Genomic DNA, 21537 nt, shown 5'->3' on the forward strand with positions numbered 1-21537 from the left:
GAGTGGGGCGGTCGGGCAGCACCCGCGACGATGCGGCCGGTAGAAGCCGCTGAGGAGTGGGGCATCAACCGAGCGGTATCCGTCGCGAGTGGGGAGCAATCGGAATGACGATCGATCCCGGGGCCAAAGAAGACGTCGCGGCGTGGACCACGTTCACGCGCGGCGCTGAGATCCCTGACTGGGTGTCGAAGGCCTACCGAGACAGCTATCGGGGACCGCGCGGCGACGGGTCCCACGGCTCGAGCGAATCCGGCTCGGTCGTCACCCCCAGCGTGGTGGATGCGCACTGTCGGCTCGCTCAGCACCGCCCGTCCGGTGAAAGCGCGGTCGCCGTCTACCCGGCCGAGGATGCGGCCGGCTTCGGACCCGCCCTGCAGGTGGTCACCGACCAGGGCAGCATGCTGATGGACTCGGTCACCGTGCTGCTGCACCGCCTCGGCCTGGCCTACACGGCGATCATGACGCCGGTGTTCGAGGTGCGCCGCGACCCGTCCGGGGAGTTGCAGCGCGTCGAACCCAAAGCCGACGACGCGTCGCCCTACGTCGGCGAAGCCTGGATCCATGTCCAGCTGTCCGCATCGGTCGACCGCAAAGTCCTCGCCGAGGTCGAGCGATTGCTACCCAAGGTGCTTGCCGACGTGCAACGCGTCGCGACCGACGCGGCGGCCATGATCGACACGCTGGGCGAGGTGGCCGCGGCCGTCGACGACGATCCCGACGGCCGCTACGAAGCACCCGACCGCCAGGAGGTGGCGGCGCTGCTGCGGTGGCTCAATCGGGGCAATTTCCTGCTGCTGGGATACCAGCGCACCCGGGTGCAGGACGGTCTGGTCGCCGGTGACGGCTCCAGCGGCCTCGGGGTGCTGCGGGCCCGCTCAGGCACCCGCCCCCGGCTCACCGACGAATCCAAGCTGCTGGTGCTGGCGCAGGCCGCCGTCGGCAGCTACCTGCGCTACGGCGCCTACCCCTATGCCATCGCCGTCCGCGAGTACGCCGGCGGCGGTGAGGTCTACGAGCACCGCTTCGTCGGACTGTTCACCGTCGCGGCCATGAACGCCGACGTGCTGGAGATCCCGACGATCTCGCACCGGGTTCGCGACGCGCTCACCCTGGCCGGCAGCGACCCCAGCCATCCCGGCCAGCTCCTGCTCGACGTCATTCAGACGGTCCCGCGGCCGGAGTTGTTCACCCTGAGCGCCGAGCAGCTGCTGGCCATGGCGAAGGCCGTCGTGGACATGGGCTCGCAACGGCGGGCGTTATTGTTCCTGCGCGCCGACCGGCTGCAGTTCTTCGTCTCGTGCCTGGTGTATCTGCCCCGCGACCGTTACACCACCCCGGTGCGCCTGCAGATCGAGGACATCCTGGTCCGCGAGTTCGGCGGCACCCGGCTGGAGTTCACCGCGCGGGTCAGCGAATCGCCCTGGGCGCTGATGCATTTCATGGTGCGGCTGCCGGAGGACTCGCAACCGGGCTCGGTCGACGTCTCCGAAGCCAACCGCAACCGCATCCAGGCACTGCTCAGCGAGGCCGCCCGGACGTGGGCCGACCGGCTGACCGCCGCGGCCCCCACCGCCGCCGTCAGCTACGCCGACGCCGAGCACTATGCGACCGCCTTCTCCGAGGCCTACAAGCAGGCCGTCACGCCGGCCGAGGCCATCAACGACATCGCCGTCATCAAGGAACTCAGCGACGACTCGGTCAAGCTGGTGTTCTCCCAGGGCGACGAGCACGGGCTCGCCCAGCTCACCTGGTTTCTGGGCGGGCGCACCGCCTCGCTGAGCCAGTTGCTGCCGATGCTGCAGAGCATGGGCGTCGTCGTGCTCGAAGAGCGGCCGTTCACGGTCACCCGGCCTGACGGACTGCCGGTGTGGATCTACCAGTTCAAGATCCAGCCGCACCCCACCATCCCGCTGGCGGCGACGGACGAGGAGCGCGAGGCGGGTGCGCAACGCTTCGCCGATGCCGTCACCGCGATCTGGCAGGGCCGCGTCGAGGTCGACCGCTTCAACGAGCTGGTGATGCGCGCCGGGCTGACGTGGCAGCAGGTGGTGCTGCTGCGCGCCTACGCAAAGTACTTGCGGCAGGCCAACTTCCCCTACAGCCAGTCCTACATCGAGTCGGTACTCAACGAGCACCCCTCGACGGCACGCTCGCTGGTCGCCCTGTTCGAAGCGCTGTTCCACCCGAAGTCCGCAGGCAGCGGCCGCGACGCGCAGACGGCAGCCGCCGCCGTGGCCGCCGACATCGACGCGCTGGTGAGCCTGGACACCGACCGCATCCTGCGCGCCTTCGCCTCGCTGGTCCAGGCCACCCTGCGCACCAATTACTTTGTGACACGCGAAGGTTCGGCCCGCAGCCGCGACGTGCTGTCGGTCAAGCTCAATGCCCAGCTGATCGACGAACTGCCGCTGCCGCGGCCCAAGTTCGAGATCTTCATCTACTCACCCCGGGTCGAGGGCGTGCACCTGCGGTTCGGCCCGGTGGCCCGCGGCGGACTGCGCTGGTCGGACCGCCGCGACGATTTCCGCACCGAGATTCTGGGCCTGGTCAAAGCGCAGGCGGTGAAGAACGCCGTCATCGTCCCCGTCGGAGCCAAGGGTGGCTTCGTCGTGAAGCGGCCGCCGCTGCCGACCGGGGACGCCGCCGCAGACCGCGACGCCACCCGCGCCGAGGGCGTCGCCTGCTACCAGTTGTTCATCTCGGGACTGCTGGATGTGACCGACAATGTCGACCACGCCACCAAAGCCGTCCACCCGCCACCGCAGGTGGTACGCCGCGACGGTGACGACGCCTACCTGGTGGTGGCGGCAGACAAGGGCACCGCGACGTTCTCCGACATCGCCAACGACGTCGCCAAGTCCTACGGTTTCTGGCTCGGTGACGCCTTCGCCTCGGGCGGTTCGGTCGGCTACGACCACAAGGCGATGGGCATCACCGCCAAGGGTGCGTGGGAGGCGGTCAAGCGGCACTTCCGGGAGATCGGCGTCGACACCCAGACCGAGGACTTCACCGTTGTCGGCGTCGGCGACATGAGTGGTGACGTTTTCGGCAACGGCATGTTGCTCAGCAAGCACATCAGGCTCATCGCCGCCTTCGACCACCGGCACATCTTCCTGGACCCCAACCCCGATTCGAGGACGTCCTGGGTGGAGCGGCACCGGATGTTCGAGCTGCCCCGCTCCAGCTGGGACGACTACGACAAGTCACTGATCAGCGAGGGTGGCGGCGTTTACAGCCGCGACCAGAAGGCGATCCCGATCAGCATCCAGGTCCGCGACGCCCTCGGGATCGACGGTGACGTGACCGAGATGGCGCCGCCGAACCTGATGCGGGCGATCCTGCAAGCGCCGGTGGACCTGCTGTTCAACGGCGGCATCGGCACGTACATCAAAGCCGAAACCGAGTCCGACGCCGACGTCGGGGACCGCGCCAACGACCCGGTGCGGGTCAACGGGCACCAGGTGCGCGCCAAGGTGATCGGGGAGGGCGGCAACCTGGGGGTCACGGCGCGGGGCCGGGTGGAATTCGACCTGTCGGGCGGCCGCATCAACACCGACGCGATGGACAACTCCGCCGGTGTGGACTGCTCTGACCACGAGGTCAACATCAAGATCCTGATCGACTCCCTGGTCACCGCCGGCAAGGTCGATGCCGGCGAACGTACGGCGCTGCTCGAGTCCATGACCGACGAGGTCGGCTGGCTGGTACTCAAGGACAACGAGGACCAGAACGACCTGATGGGAACCAGCCGCGCCAACGCGGCCAGCCTGCTTCCGGTGCACGCCGACCAGATCAAATACCTGGTGGCCGAGCGCGGCGTCAACCGTGAACTGGAGGCGCTGCCATCGGAGAAGGAGATCGCCCGGCGCACCGAGGCGGGTCTCGGGCTCACCTCGCCCGAACTGGCGACGCTGATGGCGCACGTCAAGCTGGCGCTCAAAGAGGACCTGCTGAACACCGAGCTGCCCGACCAGGACGTGTTCGCATCCCGGCTGCCGGCCTACTTCCCGAAGCCGCTGCGGGAACGGTTCACCCCGGAGATCCGGACGCACCAGCTGCGCCGCGAGATCGTGACGACCATGCTGATCAACGACATGGTCGACACGGCCGGCATCAGCTACGCCTTCCGGCTCGCCGAAGACGTCGGTGTCCCACAGATCCACGCCGTGCGCACGTTCGCCGCCACCGACGCGATCTTCGGTATCGACCACATATGGCACCGCATCCGCGCCGCCAATCTGCCTGTCGCCCTTTCGGACCGGCTGACCCTGGATACCCGCCGGCTGATCGACCGCGCCGGGCGGTGGCTGCTCAACTACCGGCCGCAGCCGCTGGCCGTCGGCGCCGAGATCAACCGATTCGCGGCCAAGGTCAAGGCTCTGACGCCGCGGATGTCGGAGTGGCTGCGCGGGGACGACAAGGCGATCGTGGAGAAGGAGGCCGCGGAGTTCACCGCCCAGGGCGCGCCGCCGGACCTGGCCTACCGCGTCGCGGCCGGGCTGTACCGCTACAGCCTGCTCGACATCATCGATATCGCCGACATCACCGAGATAGAGACGGCTGAGGTGGCCGACACTTACTTCGCGCTGATGGACCGGCTGGGCACCGACTCGCTGCTGACGGCGGTGTCGGAGCTGCCGCGCACCGACCGCTGGCATTCGTTGGCGCGGTTGGCGATTCGCGACGACATCTATGCGTCGGTGCGGTCGCTGTGTTTCGACGTGCTGGCAGCGGGGGAGCCCGACGAAAGTGGTGAGCAGAAGATTGCCGAGTGGGAACACATCAGCGCATCCCGGGTGGACCGGGCCCGCCGCACGCTCAACGAGATCCGGGAAAGCGGCGCAACAGATCTCGCGACGCTGTCGGTGGCGGCCCGGCAGATCCGGCGCATGACACGCACCAGCGGACGGGCGTCGTCGGGATGAGCGTGGGATACGTCGCGGCCGTGCCGGTGCGCTGGTCGGACATCGACATGTACCAGCACGTCAACCATGCCACCATGGTCACGATTCTCGAAGAGTCGCGTGTGCCGTTCCTCTCAGAGCCCTTCGGCGCCGACATCGCGACGATCGGCCTGCTGATCGCCGACGTCCGGGTGACCTACAAAGATCAACTGCGCCTTGTGGATTCGCCGTTGCAGGTGACGATCTGGACGAAACGGCTGCGGGCGGTCGATTTCACGCTGGGCTACGAGGTGCGCTCGGTCAACGCCGACCCGGAGTCCAAGCCGGCCGTCATCGCCGAGTCGCAGCTGGCGGCCGTACACATCGAGGAGCAGCGCCTGGTGCGCTTGTCGCCTCATCATCGGGAGTACCTGCAACGGTGGATTCGGTAGCCGAGCGCGGACTGTGGCTGGCCGACCCGGCGCACCGCGCGGACCTGGCCGTGTTCGTCGATCACGCGAAGCGGCTCGACGAGGCCGCGGTCATCCGGATCCGTGCCCGGTCGTCGGGCTTGCTGACCGCCTGGGTGGCAACGGGTTTCGATGTGGTGGCAAGCCGCGTGGTGGTCGGCACGGTCAAACCCGCCGACATGTCGGTGGCCGCCGACGCCCTGGCGCGCGGTCTCGAGTCGGCCTCCGATACGGGGTACGTCGACCCGGGCTTCGCGATGGATTCGGCGTGGCGGGGCGGGCTGCCGCCGGAAGCCGGCTTCACCCACCTCGAGGACGTGCCCGCGAAGCTGATGCTGGATCTGGCGCAACAGGGGGCGGAGCTGGCCAAGGAGCACGGCGGTGGCCATGGACCGCCGGTCTCACTGCTGGACCAGGAGGTGCTCGAGGTCAGTTCCGGCGACGTGGTGGTGGGCGTGCCGATGCGTTGCGTCTTCGCTTTGACCGCAATGGGTTTCCTGCCGCAAACGATCAGTGGCGACGACGAGATCGTCCGGGTGCGGATCTCGCCGGCCTGGCTGCGCATCGATGCCCGGTTCGGGTCGGTGTACCGGCGGCGCGCCCACGCGGCGCTGATGGTGCACTGAACGCTTGAAATCAGACCGAGTTTTACGTGCCGTAGACCATCCACAACGGCAGCACGGAGTTCAGGTAATCCATGAACTTCTTCAGTCCCACGCGGTGCTGCCCGTAGCCGTACGGGTCTTCGGCGTACTCCGGGAAAGCGATGCCCAGCCCGAACAGCCCGGGGGCGATGATTCCGTTCTGCGGGTTGTAGTGCAGCGGCCCCCACTGCGGCGTCGCGGGCAGCGTCCGCGGCGCGAAGCCCACGGTGTAGATAGCCCGGTCGCACTCCTGTAGCTTCTCTTCGAATTCCGGTCCCGCGACCCAGTACCGCTCCAGCCGGTCGGGATACACACCGTCGATGTTCTCCCGGGCCCAATCGGCTGCCCGGCCCTTGAGGCCGGTGTCGTCGAAGAGAATCCAATCATTCAGGTAGACAGCGTATTTCAAGGGGCTGCGGTAGAAATTGATCACCTTCGCGACCGGTAACCGCAACAGGTGCGGCAGGGCGATCATCGTCGAGTGCGACGAACCGAAGACCGCGACGGTCGCCCCGTCCAACTTCTGTTCGGCGAGCTTCTCCGGGTCCAGGGCCACATCGACCGGTATCTCCTCGAGGTGCGGATACGACAGGCTCTTCGGAATCGCGCCGACCGCAAGGACGACGTTCTGAGACTCGACCTCGCCGAGTTCGGTCTCGATCCGCCATCGCCGGTTCGCCAATGTCAGCGTGGTCGCCGTGGTCTGGAAGATGTGGACGCGGTCTCGCAGGTGTCCGGTGACCCATTGCAGCGGGTCGGCGACCAGGCCCAGGGCGCACGTCTCGTCGGGATCCACTTCCTTCAGCGGCAACGGCGGCGCCTCGGAAAATCGAAATGCTTTGGAGCCGTTCAGATATTCCAGGAAGGTCCCGACGATGGTGTTGCTCGACACCGCCCGCCACTTGCGGCCCAGGTCTCCCGTGGCGAAGGCCGGATCGATCCACGCGATCTTGTCCTCTTGGACTCCGTGGTCGAGCAGTCGCCCGACGGCGGCGATGCCTGCGGGTCCCGCTCCGATCACTGTCCATTCGTAGGGCGGTGTCATTCAATACGTATATCCGAGGCGGTGACGAGGGACCAAACCGTCAGAGCAGTTCGGCAGCGAAATAAGCACGTCAGCGGGACCTGCTCGGCAGGAGCCTTCGTCGCAGCGGGTGGCCGCTTTCAGGTCCGAGACCAGCATGCTTCTTCCGCCCTATCGCCCTGCATTTGAGCGCATTTCGGAACATGCTTGATACATCTGTGTCGGCAGAGACAATTCCGTATTGCTCCGGGGAATTCTGCTCGAATGTTTGGGTTCGGTCGTGCATTCTCCAAGGATGTGCAGCGGCGGGACATGGGCTACCCGTCCAGTGCAGCACGGCTGCTGAGGCTACGAACGATCGATCGGGAAAGGAACCGCGATGACGAGCATGCTGGCGGTGCCTCACATGATGACCGCGGCGGCCGGAGACATGGCCGAGATCAGCGCGTCGCTCAAGCAAGCCGAACGGGCTGCGCTGGGCCCGGCGGCCGGTGTGGCGGCGGCGGCCGCAGATGAGGTCTCAGCGGCAATAGCCGAGTTTTTCAGCACATACGCCGGCGGATATCGGGCACTGAGTCAGCAAGCGGCGGCATTCCATGACGCTTTCGCGGAGGCGCTGAAAGCGGCCTCCGACTCTTACGCCCAGGCCGAGGCGGTGGCGTCGGCGTCGTTGGCAACGCTGACCGAACCAGCGCAGATACTGCTTGCAGGTCTTCCTGGGCACGCCACGGCGGCCACGCAAGCACTACTGGCCGTGCCGCCGCCGGTGCCCGTGGACGCTGCGTTGATTCTGAGCGAAAGCGGTGTCCCGACACCGTCGGCCGAGTACATACAGGATGTCTACACCAAATACGTTGTGCCGCATTTCCCGTCGGCGACTGCGCCGCAGGGTGTATCGACGCCGAACGGCCTGTATCCGTTCACCGGTATCAAGGATCTGACCTTGGACATATCGATCGCCCGAGGGTCGACGATACTGACAAATGCAATTGTGCAGCAGCTTGCGGCCCTCCCCCCTGGCAGCTCGATCGCGGTGTTGGGGTACTCGCAAAGCGCCGTACTCTCCTCGGTCGTCATGCCACGCCTGCTGGCCGAAGGCGTCAGCAATGCGCAAGTCAATTTCGTATTGTTGGGCAATCCGATGAATCCCAACGGCGGTGTCTCGGCGCGCTTCGCCGGGCTTACTTTGCCCAGCCTGGGTTTCACGTTTTACGGCGCCACGCCGGACAACGCTTTCCCGACCGTGAACTACACGCTCGAATATGACGGTTTCGCCGACTTCCCACGGTATCCGATCAATTTTCTTGCCGATCTCAACGCTGTCATGGGAATCGTATTCGTGCACGGCGACTATCAGCACCTGACCCAGGCTCAGATCGACACGGCAATTCAACTGCCGACCGAAGGTCCCACCCAAAGCACCTACTACATGATCCCGACGGAACGCCTGCCCCTGCTGGAACCCCTGCGGTTCATTCCCTACGTGGGTAACCCGCTTGCCGAACTGCTAGAGCCCAACCTTCGGGTTCTGGTAAACCTCGGCTATGGCGACCCATCGTATGGATATGACACCGGCCCGGCTAACGTACCGACGCCGTTCGGGCTGTTCCCGCCGGTGAGCCCGCTCACCGTGTTGGACCACCTGACCGTCGGCACCCAGCAGGGCATTATCAATGCTGTCAACGAGCTTCAGTCCCAGGGGCCGCCACCGCTGCCGCATATTGCGCCGTCGGACATCACGAACAACCTTCAATCGAACATGCCATGGTTGAGTAATCCGGGAGCGCTGACCTCCGTGTCACCGGTATCGGCGGCTAAAGACGCGATCCTGGCGCTCCAGGCGGCGAACACTTCGATAAGCGCTGGATTTGTCAAAGCGTATTCGACCGCGTACGCGACTTTGCTCCCGACGGCAGATATCGCCAGTGAAATCGCTTTCACTCTGCCCAGTTATGATTTGAACCTGTTCCTGAATGGAATGATGCGGGTTGTCGATGGTGAAGTAATAGAGGGGCTGATCGAAGCGATCGGATACCCGATCGCTGCCAACGTAGGACTCGTCACACTCGCAGGAGGCTTCCAAGCCATAGTTATTGCGTATGCATTGGACACCATTCTATTTGGAACACCGCACCCTCTGCCGTGACTCTGCGGCGCGAGCCTCGGCGTATCGCCGTACGGCCGGCTCAGACCAGCCAGACTGCCGAGTTCGCTGACAACCGCCCAGCCTCTATCGGCCCACTCGACAGAATGAGCTCACCCGCCGGCGGCAGGGTGATCGGCTCCTTGCCGGCATTCAAGACGCACACCAGTCCACCCGGGCGGCGAAAGGCGACTGCGTGGTCGGCCAGGGGCACCCATTCGATCCCGGTACCGCCGAATTCTGCACGAGCCCTGCGCAATTCGAGTGCCGACCGAAAGAACGACAACGTCGAACCGGGATCTGCGCGCTGCTTCTCCACCGTCAGCGGCGCCCAATCCGCCGGCATCGGCAACCAGGTGTCGGCGTTGCTGGAGAAGCCGAACGGGGGAGTGTCACCCGACCACGGCAGCGGGACCCGGCACCGGTCGCGCCCGCGCTCGGTGTGGCCCGAGCGTTCCCACGTCGGGTCCTGCAACACCTCGTCGGGCAGGTCCACGTCGGGCAGGCCCAACTCCTCGCCGTTGTAGAGGAACACCGCGCCGGGCAGGGCAAGCATCAGCATCAGCATGGCCTTCGCCCGGCTCAACCCGACCTCGCCGCCGCCGTACCGGGTGACCTCACGCCCCACATCGTGGTTGGCCAGCGTCCAGGTCGGGGTGGCTTTCTCCAGTGCCGCCGCCTCCAGCGAATTCTGCACGGCCGCGCGGATCTCGGCGGCGTCGAACTCGGTGCGGGTGAGCCGGAAGTTAAAGCCCAGGTGCAGTTCGTCGGGGCGCACGTACTCGGCCCACTGAGCGTTGTCGTGCACCCACACCTCACCGACGGTGACGGCGGCGGGGTAGTCGTCCATGACCGCCCGGATGTCGCGGTGGATCGCGTGCACGTGCGGCCGGTTGAACCGCGGGTCGTCGTCGGTGTGGCGCAAGATCTCGACGTGCGCTTCGGGCGCGTCGGGCAGGCCCGGCGGCTTGGCCATGCCGTGCGCGACGTCGATGCGGAACCCGTCCACGCCACGTTCCAGCCAGAACCGCAGTGTCTTCTCGAAGTCGTCGAAGATCTCCGGGTTGTCCCAGTTGAGGTCGGGCTGCTCGGTGTCGAACAGGTGCAGGTACCACTGGCCGGGCGAGCCGTCCGGCTCCCTCACCCGGGTCCACGCCGGACCGCCGAACACCGACTCCCAGTTGTTGGGCGGCAGCGTGCCGCCGGGCCCGCGCCCGTCGCGGAAGTAGTAGCGATCGCGTTCCGCGCTGCCCGGCCCGGCGGCCAGCGCGTCCTGAAACCACGGGTGCTGAGAGCTGGAGTGGTTGGGCACCACATCCATGGTGACCTTGATGCTGCGCGCGTGCGCCGCGGTGATCAGCCGCTCGAAAGCGGCGGTCCCGCCGAACAGCGGGTCGATGTCTCGCGGGTCGGCGACGTCATAACCGTGGTCAGCCATCGGCGAGACGGTGACCGGGTTGAGCCAGATCCCGTCGACGCCGAGTTCCATCAGATGGTCCAGCCGGTCGGCCAGGCCGTCGAGGTCTCCGACGCCGTCGCCGTCGCTGTCGGCGAACGAACGCGGATACACCTGGTAGAAGATCGCGGACTGCCACCAAAGGTCTTTCTGGTCGGCCATCAGAACGCCGAGTTGACCAGGGAGTGGGCGGCCATTTCCAGGTACTGAAGCAACTGCCGACGATGGTCTTCGTCGAGGGTCTGTGCGTCGACCGACGCGACCGCGGTGTGCATGCACCGCAGCCAGGCGTCGCGCTCGATGGGGGAGATCCGGAACGGCACGTGCCGCATCCGCAGCCTGGGATGGCCGCGCTGATCCGAGTAGGTTCGCGGGCCGCCCCAGTACTGCTCGAGGAACATGCGCAGCCGCTCCTCGGCGCCGCTGAGGTCCTCCTCGGGATACAGCGGCCGCAGTATCTCGTCCTCGGCGACCTGCTCGTAGAACCGCGCCACGATCGCCTCGAAGGTCTTGGCGCCGCCGACGGCGTCGTAGAAAGATTCAGGTGTCTGGTCCATCGCGCTCCATTGTGGTCCACGGTTGTCCGGGCCGCGATCACTCCTGGTGTTCACCGGATTGACACGGCGCGGCTGACGCAATTGGCGTGCGATCGGCAGCAAATCGTGGTGGACTGTCGGCGGAGGATTTATGGCGCAGCGCAACAAACGCCGCAGCCACCGCAGTTCCGGTGCCGCGGCAAACGGACCCGGCCCTGCGACCGCTTCGTGCCTGCACAGCATTGACACCCACCCTCCTACCCGCTCGGAGACCGCATCAATCTGGAGTCGCCGGCGGGTGCTGCTGCTGAACTCCACCTACGAACCGCTCACCGCGCTGCCGATGCGGCGCGCCATCGTGATGGTGATCTGCGGCAAGGCCGACGTGGTGCACGACGATCCGAGCGCGGCCGTCATCCACTCCGCGACCCGCTCGATCGCGGTGCCCTCGGTGATCCAGCTGCGCACCTATGTCCGGGTGCCCTACCGGGCGCGGGTCCCGATGACGCGGGCCGCGCTCATGCACCGGGACCGCTTCTGCTGCGCCTACTGCGGAGCCAAGGCCGACACCGTCGACCACGTGGTCCCACGCAGCCGCGGCGGCGACCACTCCTGGGAGAACTGCGTCGCGTGCTGCTCGACGTGCAACCACCGCAAGGGCGACAAGCTGCTGACCGAGCTGGGCTGGTCGCTGCGCCGCGCCCCGCTGCCCCCGACCGGACAGCACTGGCGGCTGCTGTCCACGGTCAAGGAGCTCGACCCGTCGTGGGCGCGGTACCTCGGCGAAGGCGCGGCCTGAATTAGTGGGGTCTAACCTCGCCGGTCGAACCCCTCGTGGGATACGGTTTGCGTCGTGAGCGCAATGGAGATTCACCTCATCTTTATCGGCATCCCGGTGGGGCTGGCCGTCGTCCTCGGGCTGATCTTCCTGACCCGCAAGAGCCCGCACCCCGCGACCTACGACCTGTCCCAGAAGTGGACCCACGACCCCATCCTGTGGGCCGCCACCGATGAAGCGGTCGGCGGACACCACGGCGGGCACGGATCGGAGTTCACGGTTGGAGGTGGCGCAAGTGGCACATGGTGAAGTCGCGACAGTCGACCCGGCGGACCTGCCCCGGGGCTGGGTTCTCACCACCAGCGGACGGGTGTCCGGGGTCACTGAGCCAGGTGAACTCTCGTCGCATTACCCGTTCCCGATCAAGGACCTGGTGGCCGTTGACGACGCGCTGAAGTACGCCTCCCGGGCGTCCAAGGCGCGGTTCGCCGTCTACCTGGGCGACCTCGGTGGCGACACCGCGGCGCGGGCCCGCGAAATCCTGGCAAAGGTACCGACGCCCAACAACGCCGTGTTGCTTGCCGTGTCACCCGATCAGAGCGCCATCGAGGTGGTGTACGGCTCCGAGGTGCGGGGTCGTGGCGCCGAATCGGCGGCACCGCTGGGTGTCGCCGCCGCTTCCTCGGCGTTCGAGCAGGGCAACCTGATCGACGGCCTGGTCAGTGCGATCCGGGTGCTCAGCGCGGGGATCTCGCCGGCCTAGTGGCAGGCGGTCGGTGCGCCGACGCCGTCCACGCCGAGCGTGAAGCCACGGCGCGATTGCAGCCGGATTGTCTACCTGAGATCACGCTCGGCGCGGCCTGCGGGTTGCGCGCTGAGTGAATCCGTACGAGCGCGCGCTGCGGCGGGCCGACCTGCTGACCGGCCCGCCTCCGGCGGGACATCTGAACAGGTGGCTCGACAACGCCGCCCGCCGGTCCGTCGCGCCGGCCGTCGTGGTCGACGTCGCCAGGACGGGCCTGGCGGGGTCCCTGCATCTGCTGCAGGAATACGAGGAAATCACCGACCGGCACGGCAAGTCGTACTTCCTGCTCCCGCCATCGGCCGGCGGGGCTGACGCGCGGATGGCGGTGCTGTTGGCCTACGTCGTCAATGCGGGCACCGACTACGCGGGCGGCGACTTCGCCGAAACGCCGTACTCCGCCGCCGAGGTGATGCGGATCATGGACCGCCAGCGTGCCAACCATTGGAGCTATGACCGCGACGTCCGGTTCGTCCACCGCAACGGCGGCCGGTTGGCCGCGACGCCGCACGGCATCCTGATCGGATTGGGCGGCAACGTGATTCAGCGGATGTTCAGCCAGCGGGGTGGCACCACGTGGGGCGACATATTCATGGTCAACACCCCCCGCGTCGACGATCCGGCCCGGCGGCTTCGCGAGATCATCGAGTCGCGCGGAAGGCTCGATCTGGACCGGCTGCTGCACCACGAGGAGATGCACAGCGCGCAGTGGGCCGCGTTGGGCTATACCGGCATGCTCCGGGCTTACAGCTGGGAGCTGTTGCGCGAGTTGATCTTCCGCAAGACCAACCGGCTCGAGTTGGCAGCCGGCCTGCGCGACGGTGGTTACCTGTGACCTAGCCGGCCTCGCCGGCGTCGAACTTGCGGGCGCGCAGCGACCGCTTCACCGCGGCCTGCCCTTCCGATACCAGTCGGCGCAATGACGGCGGCACGTCGGGGTCGGCCAGGAACGAGTCGGCGGCCTCGATCGCCTCTTCGCTGATGTCCCAGTAGGGGTACAGGCCGATCACCACCGACTGCGCGACTTCGCTGGACCGTCGCTCCCAGACACCCGGGATCGCCTCGAAGTAGCGCGCGGTGAACGGCTTGAGCAACTCACCCTGTCCCGGCGCGCCGATACCCGCGATGATGGCGCGTCCCATGGCATTCGCCAGGGTGTCGTCCTCGACCACCGTGGTGAAAGCCTTCTCCTTGACCTCCGGTTGCGGGCGCGCCGCCGACGCCTGAGCGGCCTGCCGTCTGCCGGCGGCCGTCCGGTCCTGCTGTGCCTCGGCGTCGATGCGGGGCGTCTCCGAACCGTCGGCGTCGATGGCGCCGGCGGTCGCCAATGCGACCACCAGCCGCCAGCGCAGGTCGGTGTCGACGTCCAGGCCCGGCAGGCCCTGCTCCGCGGGGTCGCCGTCGAGCAGGGCCGCCAATACCTCGACGTGGCGCTCCGACAACACCGACGTGCACAACGCGTTGACGAAAGCCAGCTGATGGTCGGACCCGGGCTCGGCGCCGCGTGCCAATTCCAGCAGCCGGTCGGCGAACTGCGGCCAGCCGTGCTCGCGCGCCCAACCCGGTTCGGCGTAGGACCCCACCGCCGTCTGCGCCTGCAGCAGCAGCCGTTGCAGCACCGTGACCGCGGTTTCGGCCTGGATGCCGCCGGATACCAGCGACACGAAATCGCGGGCACGCAGCTCGGCCTCCCGCGTCATCTCCCAGGCCGCCGACCACGCCAGCGAGCGGGGCAGCGGCTCGGCGATGTCGGCAATGCGGTCCAGCGCGGTCCGCAACGAATCCGGGTCCAGCCGCAGCGAGCAGTAGGTCAGGTCGTCGTCGTTGACCAGAATCAGCTTGCCGCGCGAAACACCAACCAGCGCGGGAACATCCGTCGCCGCACCCTCGACGTCGATCTCCTCGCGGTGCACCCGCACCAATTTTCCGGTCTCGTCGTCGTCGTAGATTCCGACGGCGACCCGGTGCACCCTGGTCTCGCCCTTACCCGGCGCCGCACCGCTCTGCGCTACCGCGAACCTGGTGAACTTGCCACCGTCGTCGACGTCGAAATCGGGCCGCAACGTGTTCAAGCCGGTGGTCCTCAACCACTGCTGGCCCCAGTCGGACAGGTCGCGTCCGGATGACTTCTCCAGAGCAGCGACGAGATCGCTGAACGTGGCGTTTCCGAATGCGTGGGCGCGGAAGTAATCCCGCAGTCCGGCCAGGAAGTGATCCAGACCGACATAGGCGACCAGTTGCTTGAGCACCGAAGCGCCCTTGGCATAGGTGATTCCGTCGAAGTTCACCTCGACCGCGTGCAGGTCGGGGATGTCCGCGGCGATCGGGTGGGTCGATGGCATCTGGTCCTGCCGGTACGCCCACGACTTCTCCACGGTCGCGAACGTCGTCCACGCATCGGTGTATTCGGTCGACTCGGCCTGGCACAGCACAGAGGCGAACGTGGCGAAAGATTCGTTGAGCCACAAGTCATCCCACCACGTCATGGTGACCAGGTCGCCGAACCACATATGTGCCATCTCGTGCAGCACCGTCTCGGCGCGCCGCTCATACGAGGCGCGGGTGACCTTGCTGCGGAAGACGTAGTCCTCGAGGAAGGTCACCGCGCCGGCGTTCTCCATTGCGCCCGCGTTGAACTCGGGGACGAACAGCTGGTCGTACTTGCCGAACGCGTAGGGCAAGCCGAAGTTGTTGTGGTAGAAGCCGAATCCCTGCTTGGTTTCGGTGAATAGCCGCTCGGCGTCCATGTGCGGTGCCAGCGAGGCGCGGCAGTAGATGCCCAGCGGGATCTCGCCGTGCTCGTCGGTGTAGGTGTCGTTCCAGACGGCGTACGGGCCGGCGATCAGCGCCACCAGATAGGTGCTCATCCGCGGCGTGGTGGCGAAGGTGTGGATCCCGTTCTCGACGCTGACCGGGGCCCCGTTGGACACCACCTTCCAGTGCGCGGGCGCGGTCACGGTGAGGTCGAAGGTGGCCTTGAGGTCGGGTTGGTCGAAGCACGCGAACATCCGCTTGGCGTCGGCGGTTTCAAACTGGGAGTACAGGTACGTCTCGTCGTCGACGGGGTCGACGAAGCGGTGCAACCCTTCGCCGGTGTTGGAGTAACGGCAGTCCGCGTCGACGACGACGACATTGCGGTCGGCCAGCCCCTGCAAGGCGATACCGGTGGACTCGTCATAGCCGGAGACGTCGAGATCCTGACCGTTGAGGCTGGCGCTGTGAACGGTGTCCGCGGCGATGTCGATGACCGTGTCGGCACCGGCGAGCGCGTCGAACACCACGGTGGTGGTGGAGCGGAAGGTGCGCTCGCTCGGCGCGCCCGACCCGTCGGTGACGTCGAGGGTGATCTGGTAACTGTGCACGGTGACCAGAGCGGCGCGTTCGGCCGCCTGGTCCCGGGTGAGGTTGGGTAGGGCCACGTGCTCCAACATATCGGCCGGTTCTTCCCGACGCTCGGCGCGGCGGGAACAGTCACGGCGGGGCTACGGTTGTGTGTGAGCGGACCGTCCCGTCCCACCGCCTAGGAGAGGACCGCAGAAATGCCGGAGAACGCCACCGCCAAGAACAGAGCCGACTTCTGGTTCGACCCGCTGTGTCCGTGGTGCTGGATCACCTCGCGCTGGATTCTCGAAGTCGAGAAGGTCCGCGACATCGAGGTGAACTTCCACGTGATGAGCCTGGCGGTGCTCAACGAGAACCGCGAAGGACTGCCCGAGCAGTACAAGGAGATGATGGCCAGGGCGTGGGGGCCGGTGCGGGTGGCGATCGCCGCCGAGCAGGCCCACGGCGCCAAGGTCCTCGACCCGCTGTACACCGCGATGGGCACCCGGATTCACAACGAGGGCAACAAGGATCTCGACGAGGTCGTGAAGTTGGCGCTGGCTGACGCTGGCCTGCCTGCCGAGCTCGCCGAGGCCGCCACCAGCACGGAATACGACGAGGCGCTGCGCAAGAGCCATCACGCCGGCATGGACGCGGTCGGCGACGACGTCGGCACGCCGACCATCCACGTCAACGGCGTGGCGTTCTTCGGGCCGGTGATCTCGAAGATTCCGCGCGGTGAGGAAGCCGGCAAGTTGTGGGACGCCTCGGTGACGTTCGCGTCCTACCCGCATTTCTTCGAGCTCAAGCGGACCCGCACGGAGCCTCCGCAGTTCGACTAGCCGCGTTCGTGCACAATGTCCTCCCATGCGCGTCTACCTGGGTGCCGATCACGCCGGCTTCGAGCTCAAGCAACAGATCATCGAGCATCTGAAGAACACCGGGCATGAGCCGATCGACTGCGGCGCCTTCGCTTATGACGCCGAGGACGACTACCCGGCGTTCTGCATCGCCGCGGCCGAGCGCACCGTCGCCGACCCGGACAGCCTCGGCATCGTGCTCGGCGGCTCGGGCAACGGCGAACAGATCGCGGCCAACAAGGTCCCCGGCGCGCGGTGCGCTCTGGCCTGGAGCGTGCAGACCGCGTCCCTGGCCCGCGAACACAACAACGCCCAGCTGATCGGTATCGGCGGCCGCATGCACACCCTCGACGAGGCACTGGCCATCGTCGACGCCTTCCTGGCCACGCCGTGGTCGAAAGCCGAACGGCACCAACGTCGTATCGACATACTTGCCGAGTACGAACGCACCCACCAGGCCCCTCCGGTGCCCGGCGCCCAGAACTGAGAGCCCGTGCCCGAAGGCCACACGCTGCACCGGCTGGCCCGGCTACACCAGAAGCGTTACGCCGGTGGCCCGGTGGCGGTGTCCAGCCCGCAGGGCCGATTCACCGATGCCGCCGCCGTGGACGGCGCGGTGCTGCGCCGCGCCACCGCCTGGGGTAAGCACCTCTTCCACCACTACGCCCATGGGCCGGTGGTGCACGTGCACCTCGGGCTCTACGGCAAGTTCACCGAATGGGAACGACTCGGCGGCGAGCCGGACCCGGAGCCGGTCGGGCAGGTTCGGATGCGCATGGTCGGCGCCGGGTACGGCACCGACCTCCGTGGCGCGACGGTGTGCGAGGTGCTCGACGCCGCACAGGTTGACGACGTGATCGCCCGGCTGGGGCCGGACCCGTTGCGCGCCGACGCCGACCCGGCGTGGCCGTGGGCTCGAATCAGCAAGTCGCGCAGGCCGATTGGTGCACTTCTGATGGATCAGACGGTGATGGCCGGAGTGGGCAACGTGTATCGCAGCGAGTTGCTGTTCCGTCATCGCATCGACCCGTACCGGCCCGGGCAGAAGATCTCCGAAGCGGAGTTCGACGCCGCCTGGACCGACCTGGTGGCGCTGATGAAGGTCGGGCTGCGGCGCGGCAAGATCGTCGTCGTCCGTCCCGAACACGACCACGGCGCACCGTCGTACGCGCCCGGGCGACCACGCACCTACGTGTACCGGCGGGCCGGCGATCCGTGCCGGGTCTGCGGTGACACGGTACGTACGGCCGTGCTCGAGGGCCGCAACGTGTTCTGGTGCCCGACCTGCCAGACGTGACACCACGCCGACCGTGAATCGCACGACGCGACACGCCGCGGTGGCGTCGGGAGGTTCCCGCTGGGCGGCGCGGCGCAGATCTTCAGCCGGGCGGCCCCGGCGGGCCGCGATAAGCCGAAAACAAGCACACCCTGCCGCTTCGGCAGGGTGTGCTTTCGGTGTCGGTCAGTCGACCTTGACCCCGAGCGCGCGGTACACCTCATTGCTCAGGGCGACACTGCGCGGGTCGGCGTTGGCCTTGCTGGCGTCGAAGCGGTTGGACACGTAGCCGTAGCCGATCCGGTGCTCCAGGTCGACGAAGGCAAAGGAGCCGCCCAGTCCGCCGTGGCCGAACATATGCGGGTTGGGTCCGTTGATGCAGCGCTGATTGAGCATGTAGCCCAGCCCCCAGCCGTGGTCGGCCACGCGCGGCCCGAGCACCAGATCGGGCTCGAAACCGCCCTGGCACACGCGCACTCGATCCATGTGCTCGCGGCTGAGCAATTTCTCCTGAGCCAGCGCGTTGTAGAACGTCGCCATTCCGAGCGCGGACACCTGGGCGTTGGTGCCGGGGAATTCCAGCTGGCGCCACAGGTGCAGGTTCTCGGTGTCCAGGTCGTCGTCGGCCAGGAACCCCATCGAAATAGACATCCCGGCCTTGGGGTGGTCGTCCAGGCTGGTCGGATCGCTGGGGGCGCGCAGTTCGGCCAACAGCTGGCGGCCGGTCGGTTTGTTCACCCGCTCGGCGCAGCGCAGTTGCTCGGCCTGTGTCAGACCGATGTGGATCTCGGCGCCGATCGGGCCCGCGATCTCGGTCCGCAGATACTGTCCGATGGTCCGGCCGGTGACGCGCCGGAACACCTCGCCGAGGATGAACCCGAAGGTGGTCATGTGGTAGCCCTGCGCGGTGCCCGGCTTCCACCAGGGTTCGGCGATGGCCAGTTGCCCGCAGACATAGTCCCAGTCGCAGAGTTGCTCGGTGGTCACCCGGGTGCGCGGGCCGATCACTCCGGACCGGTGGCTCATCACCATGGCGAGCGTGATGTCTTCCTTGCCGGCCTGCCCGAACTCGGGCCAGTACCGCGAGATCGGAGCGTCGAGGTCGAGCTCACCGCGGTCGGCGAGCTGGTGCACGCACGTGGACGTCAGACCCTTGGTGCCGGAGAGCACGGTGGTCAGCGTGTCTTCCCGCCAGGGGCGTCTGCCGGCGGCGTCGGCGTGTCCACCCCAGAGATTGACGACGAGATTTCCGTCGACCCAGACGGCGACCGCCGCGCCTGCCTCCTGGCGCAGCGTGAAGTTGCGCTCGAACGCGTCGCGTACCCCGACGAAGTCCGACGCGCATGAGCCATGAATGATCGCGCTTTTAAGGTCGCTCATGGCGCCTTTCTGTCGAACAAAATCATTAGCTCAGAGCGGGCGACGGGAATCGAACCCGCGTAGCTAGTTTGGAAGACTAGGGCTCTACCATTGAGCTACGCCCGCAAGTATTAGTCGACCGAGACTGTACGTGGTGGCGGAGATCAAATCTAATCGACGCAGTCATGTGACCGCTCCGTGAGCTGTCAGGTCCCCGGAGGTCTCTGCGGGCCCGGCGTTGCCGGGCCGTAGGATCGCGTGGTCAGCGCGGGGTGTAGCGCAGCTTGGTAGCGCATCCGCTTTGGGAGCGGAAGGCCGCAGGTTCAAATCCTGTCACCCCGACCAGACCACCTGGCGCACCGCCGCACGCAATAACGACACACCGAGGAGCACGCCGTGAAGAGCACCGTGACGCAGTTGAGCCCGACCAGGGTTCGCATCAACGTGGAGGTGCCGTTCCCCGAGCTTGAACCGGATTTCCAGCGGGCCTACAAGGAGCTGGCCAAGCAGGTTCGGCTGCCCGGCTTCCGGCCCGGCAAGGCGCCGGCCCGGCTGCTCGAGGCGCGGTTCGGCCGTGAGGCCCTGCTGGACCAGGTCATCGAGGACGCCGTGCCCAGCCGCTACGGGCAGGCCCTCACCGAGTCCGACGTGCAACCGATCGGCCGGCCCAACATTCAGGTGACCCACAAGGAATACGGCGAGGAGCTGCAGTTCTTCGCCGAGGTCGACGTCCGCCCCAAGCTGGAGATTCCCGACCTGGACGCGCTGAGCGTCTCGGTGGAGCCCGTCGAGGTGAGCGACGACGAAGTCGACGCCGAACTCCAGTCGTTGCGCGCCCGGTTCGGCACCCTGACCGGGGTGGACCGGCCGGTGGAGACCGGTGACTTCGTCTCGATCGACCTGTCCGCGACCGTCGACGGCGAGGACGTACCCAACGCCGCTGCCGAGGGGCTGTCCCACGAGGTCGGCTCCGGCCGTCTGATCGCGGGTCTCGACGACGCGCTTGTCGGGCTGGCCGTGGACGAGTCCAGGGTCTTCACCGCCAAGCTGGCCACCGGCGAACACGCCGGCCAGGAGGCCGAGGTCACCGTCACGGTCAAGTCGATCAAGGAACGGGAACTGCCCGAGCCGGACGACGAGTTCGCGCAGCTCGCCAGCGAGTTCGACACAATCGACGAGTTGCGGGAGAGCCTCGGCGAACAGGTGCGCAAAGCCAAGCGCGCTCAGCAGGCCGACCAGATCCGCAACGCCGCCCTGGACGCCCTGCTCGAGCAGGTCGACGTCCCGGTGCCCGACGCGATCGTGCGCTCACAGATCGACGAGACCCTGCAGGCCGCGATGAGCGGTCTGAACCAGGACCAGGCCAAGTTCAATGAGGTGCTCGAACAGCAGGGGTCCTCGCGCGCCGAGTTCGACGCCGAAGCCCGCACGGCCGCCGAGAACAACGTCAAGCGCCAGCTGCTGCTCGACGCCATCGCCGACGAGCTGGACGTCCAGGTCGGCCAGGAAGACCTCACCGAGCGACTGGTGCTGACGTCGCGGCAGTACGGCATCGAGCCGCAGCAGCTGTTCGCCTACTTGCAGGAGAACAACCAGCTTGCCGCGATGTTCGCCGATGTGCGGCGCGGTCTGGCCGTGGCGGCGGTGATCGACAAGGCCACGGTCACCGACACCGAGGGCAACGCGATCGACACCAGCGAGTTCTTCGGCAAGCGGCACGCGGACCACGACCACGACCACGACCACGACCACGATCACGACCACGATCACGACCATGACGAAGCCGACGAGGCCGAAGCCGAGGTCGAAGCGGACGCCGGATCGTCCAGCGTTTCGGACACCGAATCTGAGAAGGCCGACACGGCCGACGAACCCACCGCATGACGCTGTGAGCGAACGCGCCCGTTTCAGGGGGTCAAAGGACGTGTCCGGTTGGTTAGTGTCGGTGCAACAAGCAATACGAGAAAGCAGGTAACTCAGCGTGA

At 66.9% G+C, this 21537-nt stretch carries 17 protein-coding genes and 2 tRNA genes; 13 read left to right on the plus strand and 6 right to left on the minus strand.

What is annotated here, in order from left to right; all coding sequences use genetic code 11:
- The first annotated feature begins 104 nt into the window (after positions 1-104).
- Genes ACNQS7_RS29560 through ACNQS7_RS29570 form a run of 3 tightly spaced genes read left to right on the plus strand, consistent with a single transcriptional unit; the run spans position 105 to position 5979 of the window.
- Positions 105-4925 (plus strand): NAD-glutamate dehydrogenase, encoded by a 4821-nt coding sequence (locus ACNQS7_RS29560; protein WP_418015341.1) that lies wholly within the window; start codon positions 105-107, stop codon positions 4923-4925.
- On the plus strand, positions 4922-5335 hold the full coding sequence (locus ACNQS7_RS29565) for an acyl-CoA thioesterase (protein ID WP_055577863.1): 414 nt from the start codon (positions 4922-4924) through the stop codon (positions 5333-5335). The genes ACNQS7_RS29560 and ACNQS7_RS29565 overlap by 4 nt, the downstream gene beginning before the upstream one ends.
- Positions 5323-5979: a hypothetical protein gene (locus ACNQS7_RS29570; protein ID WP_418015342.1), complete on the plus strand. Its 657-nt coding sequence runs from the start codon at positions 5323-5325 to the stop codon at positions 5977-5979. The genes ACNQS7_RS29565 and ACNQS7_RS29570 overlap by 13 nt, the downstream gene beginning before the upstream one ends.
- 22 nt (positions 5980-6001) lie before the next feature.
- Here ACNQS7_RS29570 and ACNQS7_RS29575 read toward each other — a convergent pair whose 3' ends face one another.
- Positions 6002-7018 (minus strand): pyridine nucleotide-disulfide oxidoreductase, encoded by a 1017-nt coding sequence (locus ACNQS7_RS29575; protein ID WP_418016200.1) that lies wholly within the window; start codon positions 7016-7018, stop codon positions 6002-6004.
- Between the two features lie 382 nt (positions 7019-7400).
- Between ACNQS7_RS29575 and ACNQS7_RS29580 the strand changes: the two genes are divergently transcribed.
- Positions 7401-9167 (plus strand): PE family protein, encoded by a 1767-nt coding sequence (locus ACNQS7_RS29580; RefSeq protein ID WP_418015343.1) that lies wholly within the window; start codon positions 7401-7403, stop codon positions 9165-9167.
- A 40-nt stretch (positions 9168-9207) separates the two neighbouring features.
- On the opposite strand, the gene ACNQS7_RS29585 is transcribed toward ACNQS7_RS29580, so the two are convergent.
- A complete protein-coding gene (locus ACNQS7_RS29585) occupies positions 9208-10782 on the minus strand; it encodes a glycoside hydrolase family 13 protein (RefSeq protein WP_418015344.1) in 1575 nt (524 codons plus the stop codon).
- Positions 10782-11177, minus strand: coding sequence for a globin (locus ACNQS7_RS29590; RefSeq protein ID WP_418015345.1), 396 nt, complete (start codon positions 11175-11177; stop codon positions 10782-10784). The genes ACNQS7_RS29585 and ACNQS7_RS29590 overlap by 1 nt, the downstream gene beginning before the upstream one ends.
- 130 nt (positions 11178-11307) lie before the next feature.
- Here ACNQS7_RS29590 and ACNQS7_RS29595 point away from each other — a divergent pair, with 130 nt between their 5' ends.
- From ACNQS7_RS29595 to ACNQS7_RS29610, 4 genes are all read left to right on the plus strand, one after another.
- Positions 11308-11955, plus strand: a complete 648-nt coding sequence (locus ACNQS7_RS29595) for an HNH endonuclease (protein ID WP_055577869.1) — start codon at positions 11308-11310, stop codon at positions 11953-11955.
- 63 nt (positions 11956-12018) lie between these two features.
- On the plus strand, positions 12019-12243 hold the full coding sequence (locus ACNQS7_RS29600; protein ID WP_055577870.1) for a hypothetical protein: 225 nt from the start codon (positions 12019-12021) through the stop codon (positions 12241-12243).
- Complete coding sequence (locus tag ACNQS7_RS29605; RefSeq protein WP_418015346.1) at positions 12230-12697, plus strand: DUF5130 domain-containing protein; 468 nt, start codon at positions 12230-12232, stop codon at positions 12695-12697. The genes ACNQS7_RS29600 and ACNQS7_RS29605 overlap by 14 nt, the downstream gene beginning before the upstream one ends.
- A gap of 115 nt (positions 12698-12812) precedes the next feature.
- Positions 12813-13571 carry a hypothetical protein gene (locus ACNQS7_RS29610; protein ID WP_418015347.1) on the plus strand — a complete coding sequence of 253 codons (759 nt, stop codon included), beginning with the start codon at positions 12813-12815 and terminating at the stop codon, positions 13569-13571.
- Position 13572: 1 nt separating this feature from the next.
- Here the strand turns inward: ACNQS7_RS29610 and pepN are convergent, their stop codons facing one another.
- On the minus strand, positions 13573-16155 hold the full coding sequence (gene pepN / locus ACNQS7_RS29615) for an aminopeptidase N (protein ID WP_418016201.1): 2583 nt from the start codon (positions 16153-16155) through the stop codon (positions 13573-13575).
- Positions 16156-16275: 120 nt separating this feature from the next.
- On the opposite strand from pepN, the gene ACNQS7_RS29620 reads away from it, so the two are divergent.
- From ACNQS7_RS29620 to ACNQS7_RS29630, 3 genes are read left to right on the plus strand one after another with little or no spacing between them, the layout of a single operon-like run.
- The gene (locus ACNQS7_RS29620) at positions 16276-16899 is read left to right on the plus strand and encodes an Rv2466c family mycothiol-dependent reductase (protein ID WP_310768478.1); all 624 of its coding nucleotides are present in this window, start codon (positions 16276-16278) and stop codon (positions 16897-16899) included.
- A gap of 25 nt (positions 16900-16924) precedes the next feature.
- Positions 16925-17404, plus strand: coding sequence for a ribose-5-phosphate isomerase (locus ACNQS7_RS29625; protein ID WP_055577938.1), 480 nt, complete (start codon positions 16925-16927; stop codon positions 17402-17404).
- Between the two features lie 6 nt (positions 17405-17410).
- Entirely contained in the window at positions 17411-18214 is an 804-nt protein-coding gene (locus ACNQS7_RS29630; protein ID WP_055577873.1) for an Fpg/Nei family DNA glycosylase, read from the plus strand.
- A 165-nt stretch (positions 18215-18379) separates the two neighbouring features.
- On the opposite strand, the gene ACNQS7_RS29635 is transcribed toward ACNQS7_RS29630, so the two are convergent.
- Both ACNQS7_RS29635 and ACNQS7_RS29640 read right to left on the minus strand, forming a co-directional pair.
- Entirely contained in the window at positions 18380-19573 is a 1194-nt protein-coding gene (locus ACNQS7_RS29635) for a serine hydrolase domain-containing protein (RefSeq protein ID WP_055577874.1), read from the minus strand.
- 34 nt (positions 19574-19607) lie between these two features.
- Positions 19608-19678, minus strand: a tRNA-Gly gene (locus ACNQS7_RS29640).
- Between the two features lie 142 nt (positions 19679-19820).
- Between ACNQS7_RS29640 and ACNQS7_RS29645 the strand changes: the two genes are divergently transcribed.
- Both ACNQS7_RS29645 and tig read left to right on the plus strand, forming a co-directional pair.
- A tRNA-Pro gene (locus ACNQS7_RS29645) sits at positions 19821-19897 on the plus strand.
- A gap of 51 nt (positions 19898-19948) precedes the next feature.
- Positions 19949-21436, plus strand: a complete 1488-nt coding sequence (tig, locus tag ACNQS7_RS29650; protein ID WP_418015348.1) for a trigger factor — start codon at positions 19949-19951, stop codon at positions 21434-21436.
- Positions 21437-21537 lie beyond the last annotated feature (101 nt).

Origin of the sequence: Mycobacterium sp. 23 (assembly GCF_048287075.1) — a bacterium.
In the GTDB taxonomy this organism is placed as follows: Bacteria; Actinomycetota; Actinomycetes; order Mycobacteriales; family Mycobacteriaceae; genus Mycobacterium; species Mycobacterium gordonae_B.

What these genes read in the sequence shown, in the direction of transcription:
- ACNQS7_RS29600 (WP_055577870.1), top strand. Translation starts at nt 12,019, where the DNA reads ATGGAGATTCACCTCATCTTTATCGGCATCCCGGTGGGGCTGGCCGTC.
- ACNQS7_RS29595 (WP_055577869.1), top strand. Translation starts at nt 11,308, where the DNA reads ATGGCGCAGCGCAACAAACGCCGCAGCCACCGCAGTTCCGGTGCCGCG.
- ACNQS7_RS29620 (WP_310768478.1), top strand. Translation starts at nt 16,276, where the DNA reads ATGCCGGAGAACGCCACCGCCAAGAACAGAGCCGACTTCTGGTTCGAC.
- ACNQS7_RS29585 (WP_418015344.1), bottom strand. Translation starts at nt 10,782, where the DNA reads ATGGCCGACCAGAAAGACCTTTGGTGGCAGTCCGCGATCTTCTACCAG.
- ACNQS7_RS29635 (WP_055577874.1), bottom strand. Translation starts at nt 19,573, where the DNA reads ATGAGCGACCTTAAAAGCGCGATCATTCATGGCTCATGCGCGTCGGAC.
- ACNQS7_RS29560 (WP_418015341.1), top strand. Translation starts at nt 105, where the DNA reads ATGACGATCGATCCCGGGGCCAAAGAAGACGTCGCGGCGTGGACCACG.
- ACNQS7_RS29590 (WP_418015345.1), bottom strand. Translation starts at nt 11,177, where the DNA reads ATGGACCAGACACCTGAATCTTTCTACGACGCCGTCGGCGGCGCCAAG.
- ACNQS7_RS29625 (WP_055577938.1), top strand. Translation starts at nt 16,925, where the DNA reads ATGCGCGTCTACCTGGGTGCCGATCACGCCGGCTTCGAGCTCAAGCAA.
- ACNQS7_RS29565 (WP_055577863.1), top strand. Translation starts at nt 4,922, where the DNA reads ATGAGCGTGGGATACGTCGCGGCCGTGCCGGTGCGCTGGTCGGACATC.
- ACNQS7_RS29580 (WP_418015343.1), top strand. Translation starts at nt 7,401, where the DNA reads ATGACGAGCATGCTGGCGGTGCCTCACATGATGACCGCGGCGGCCGGA.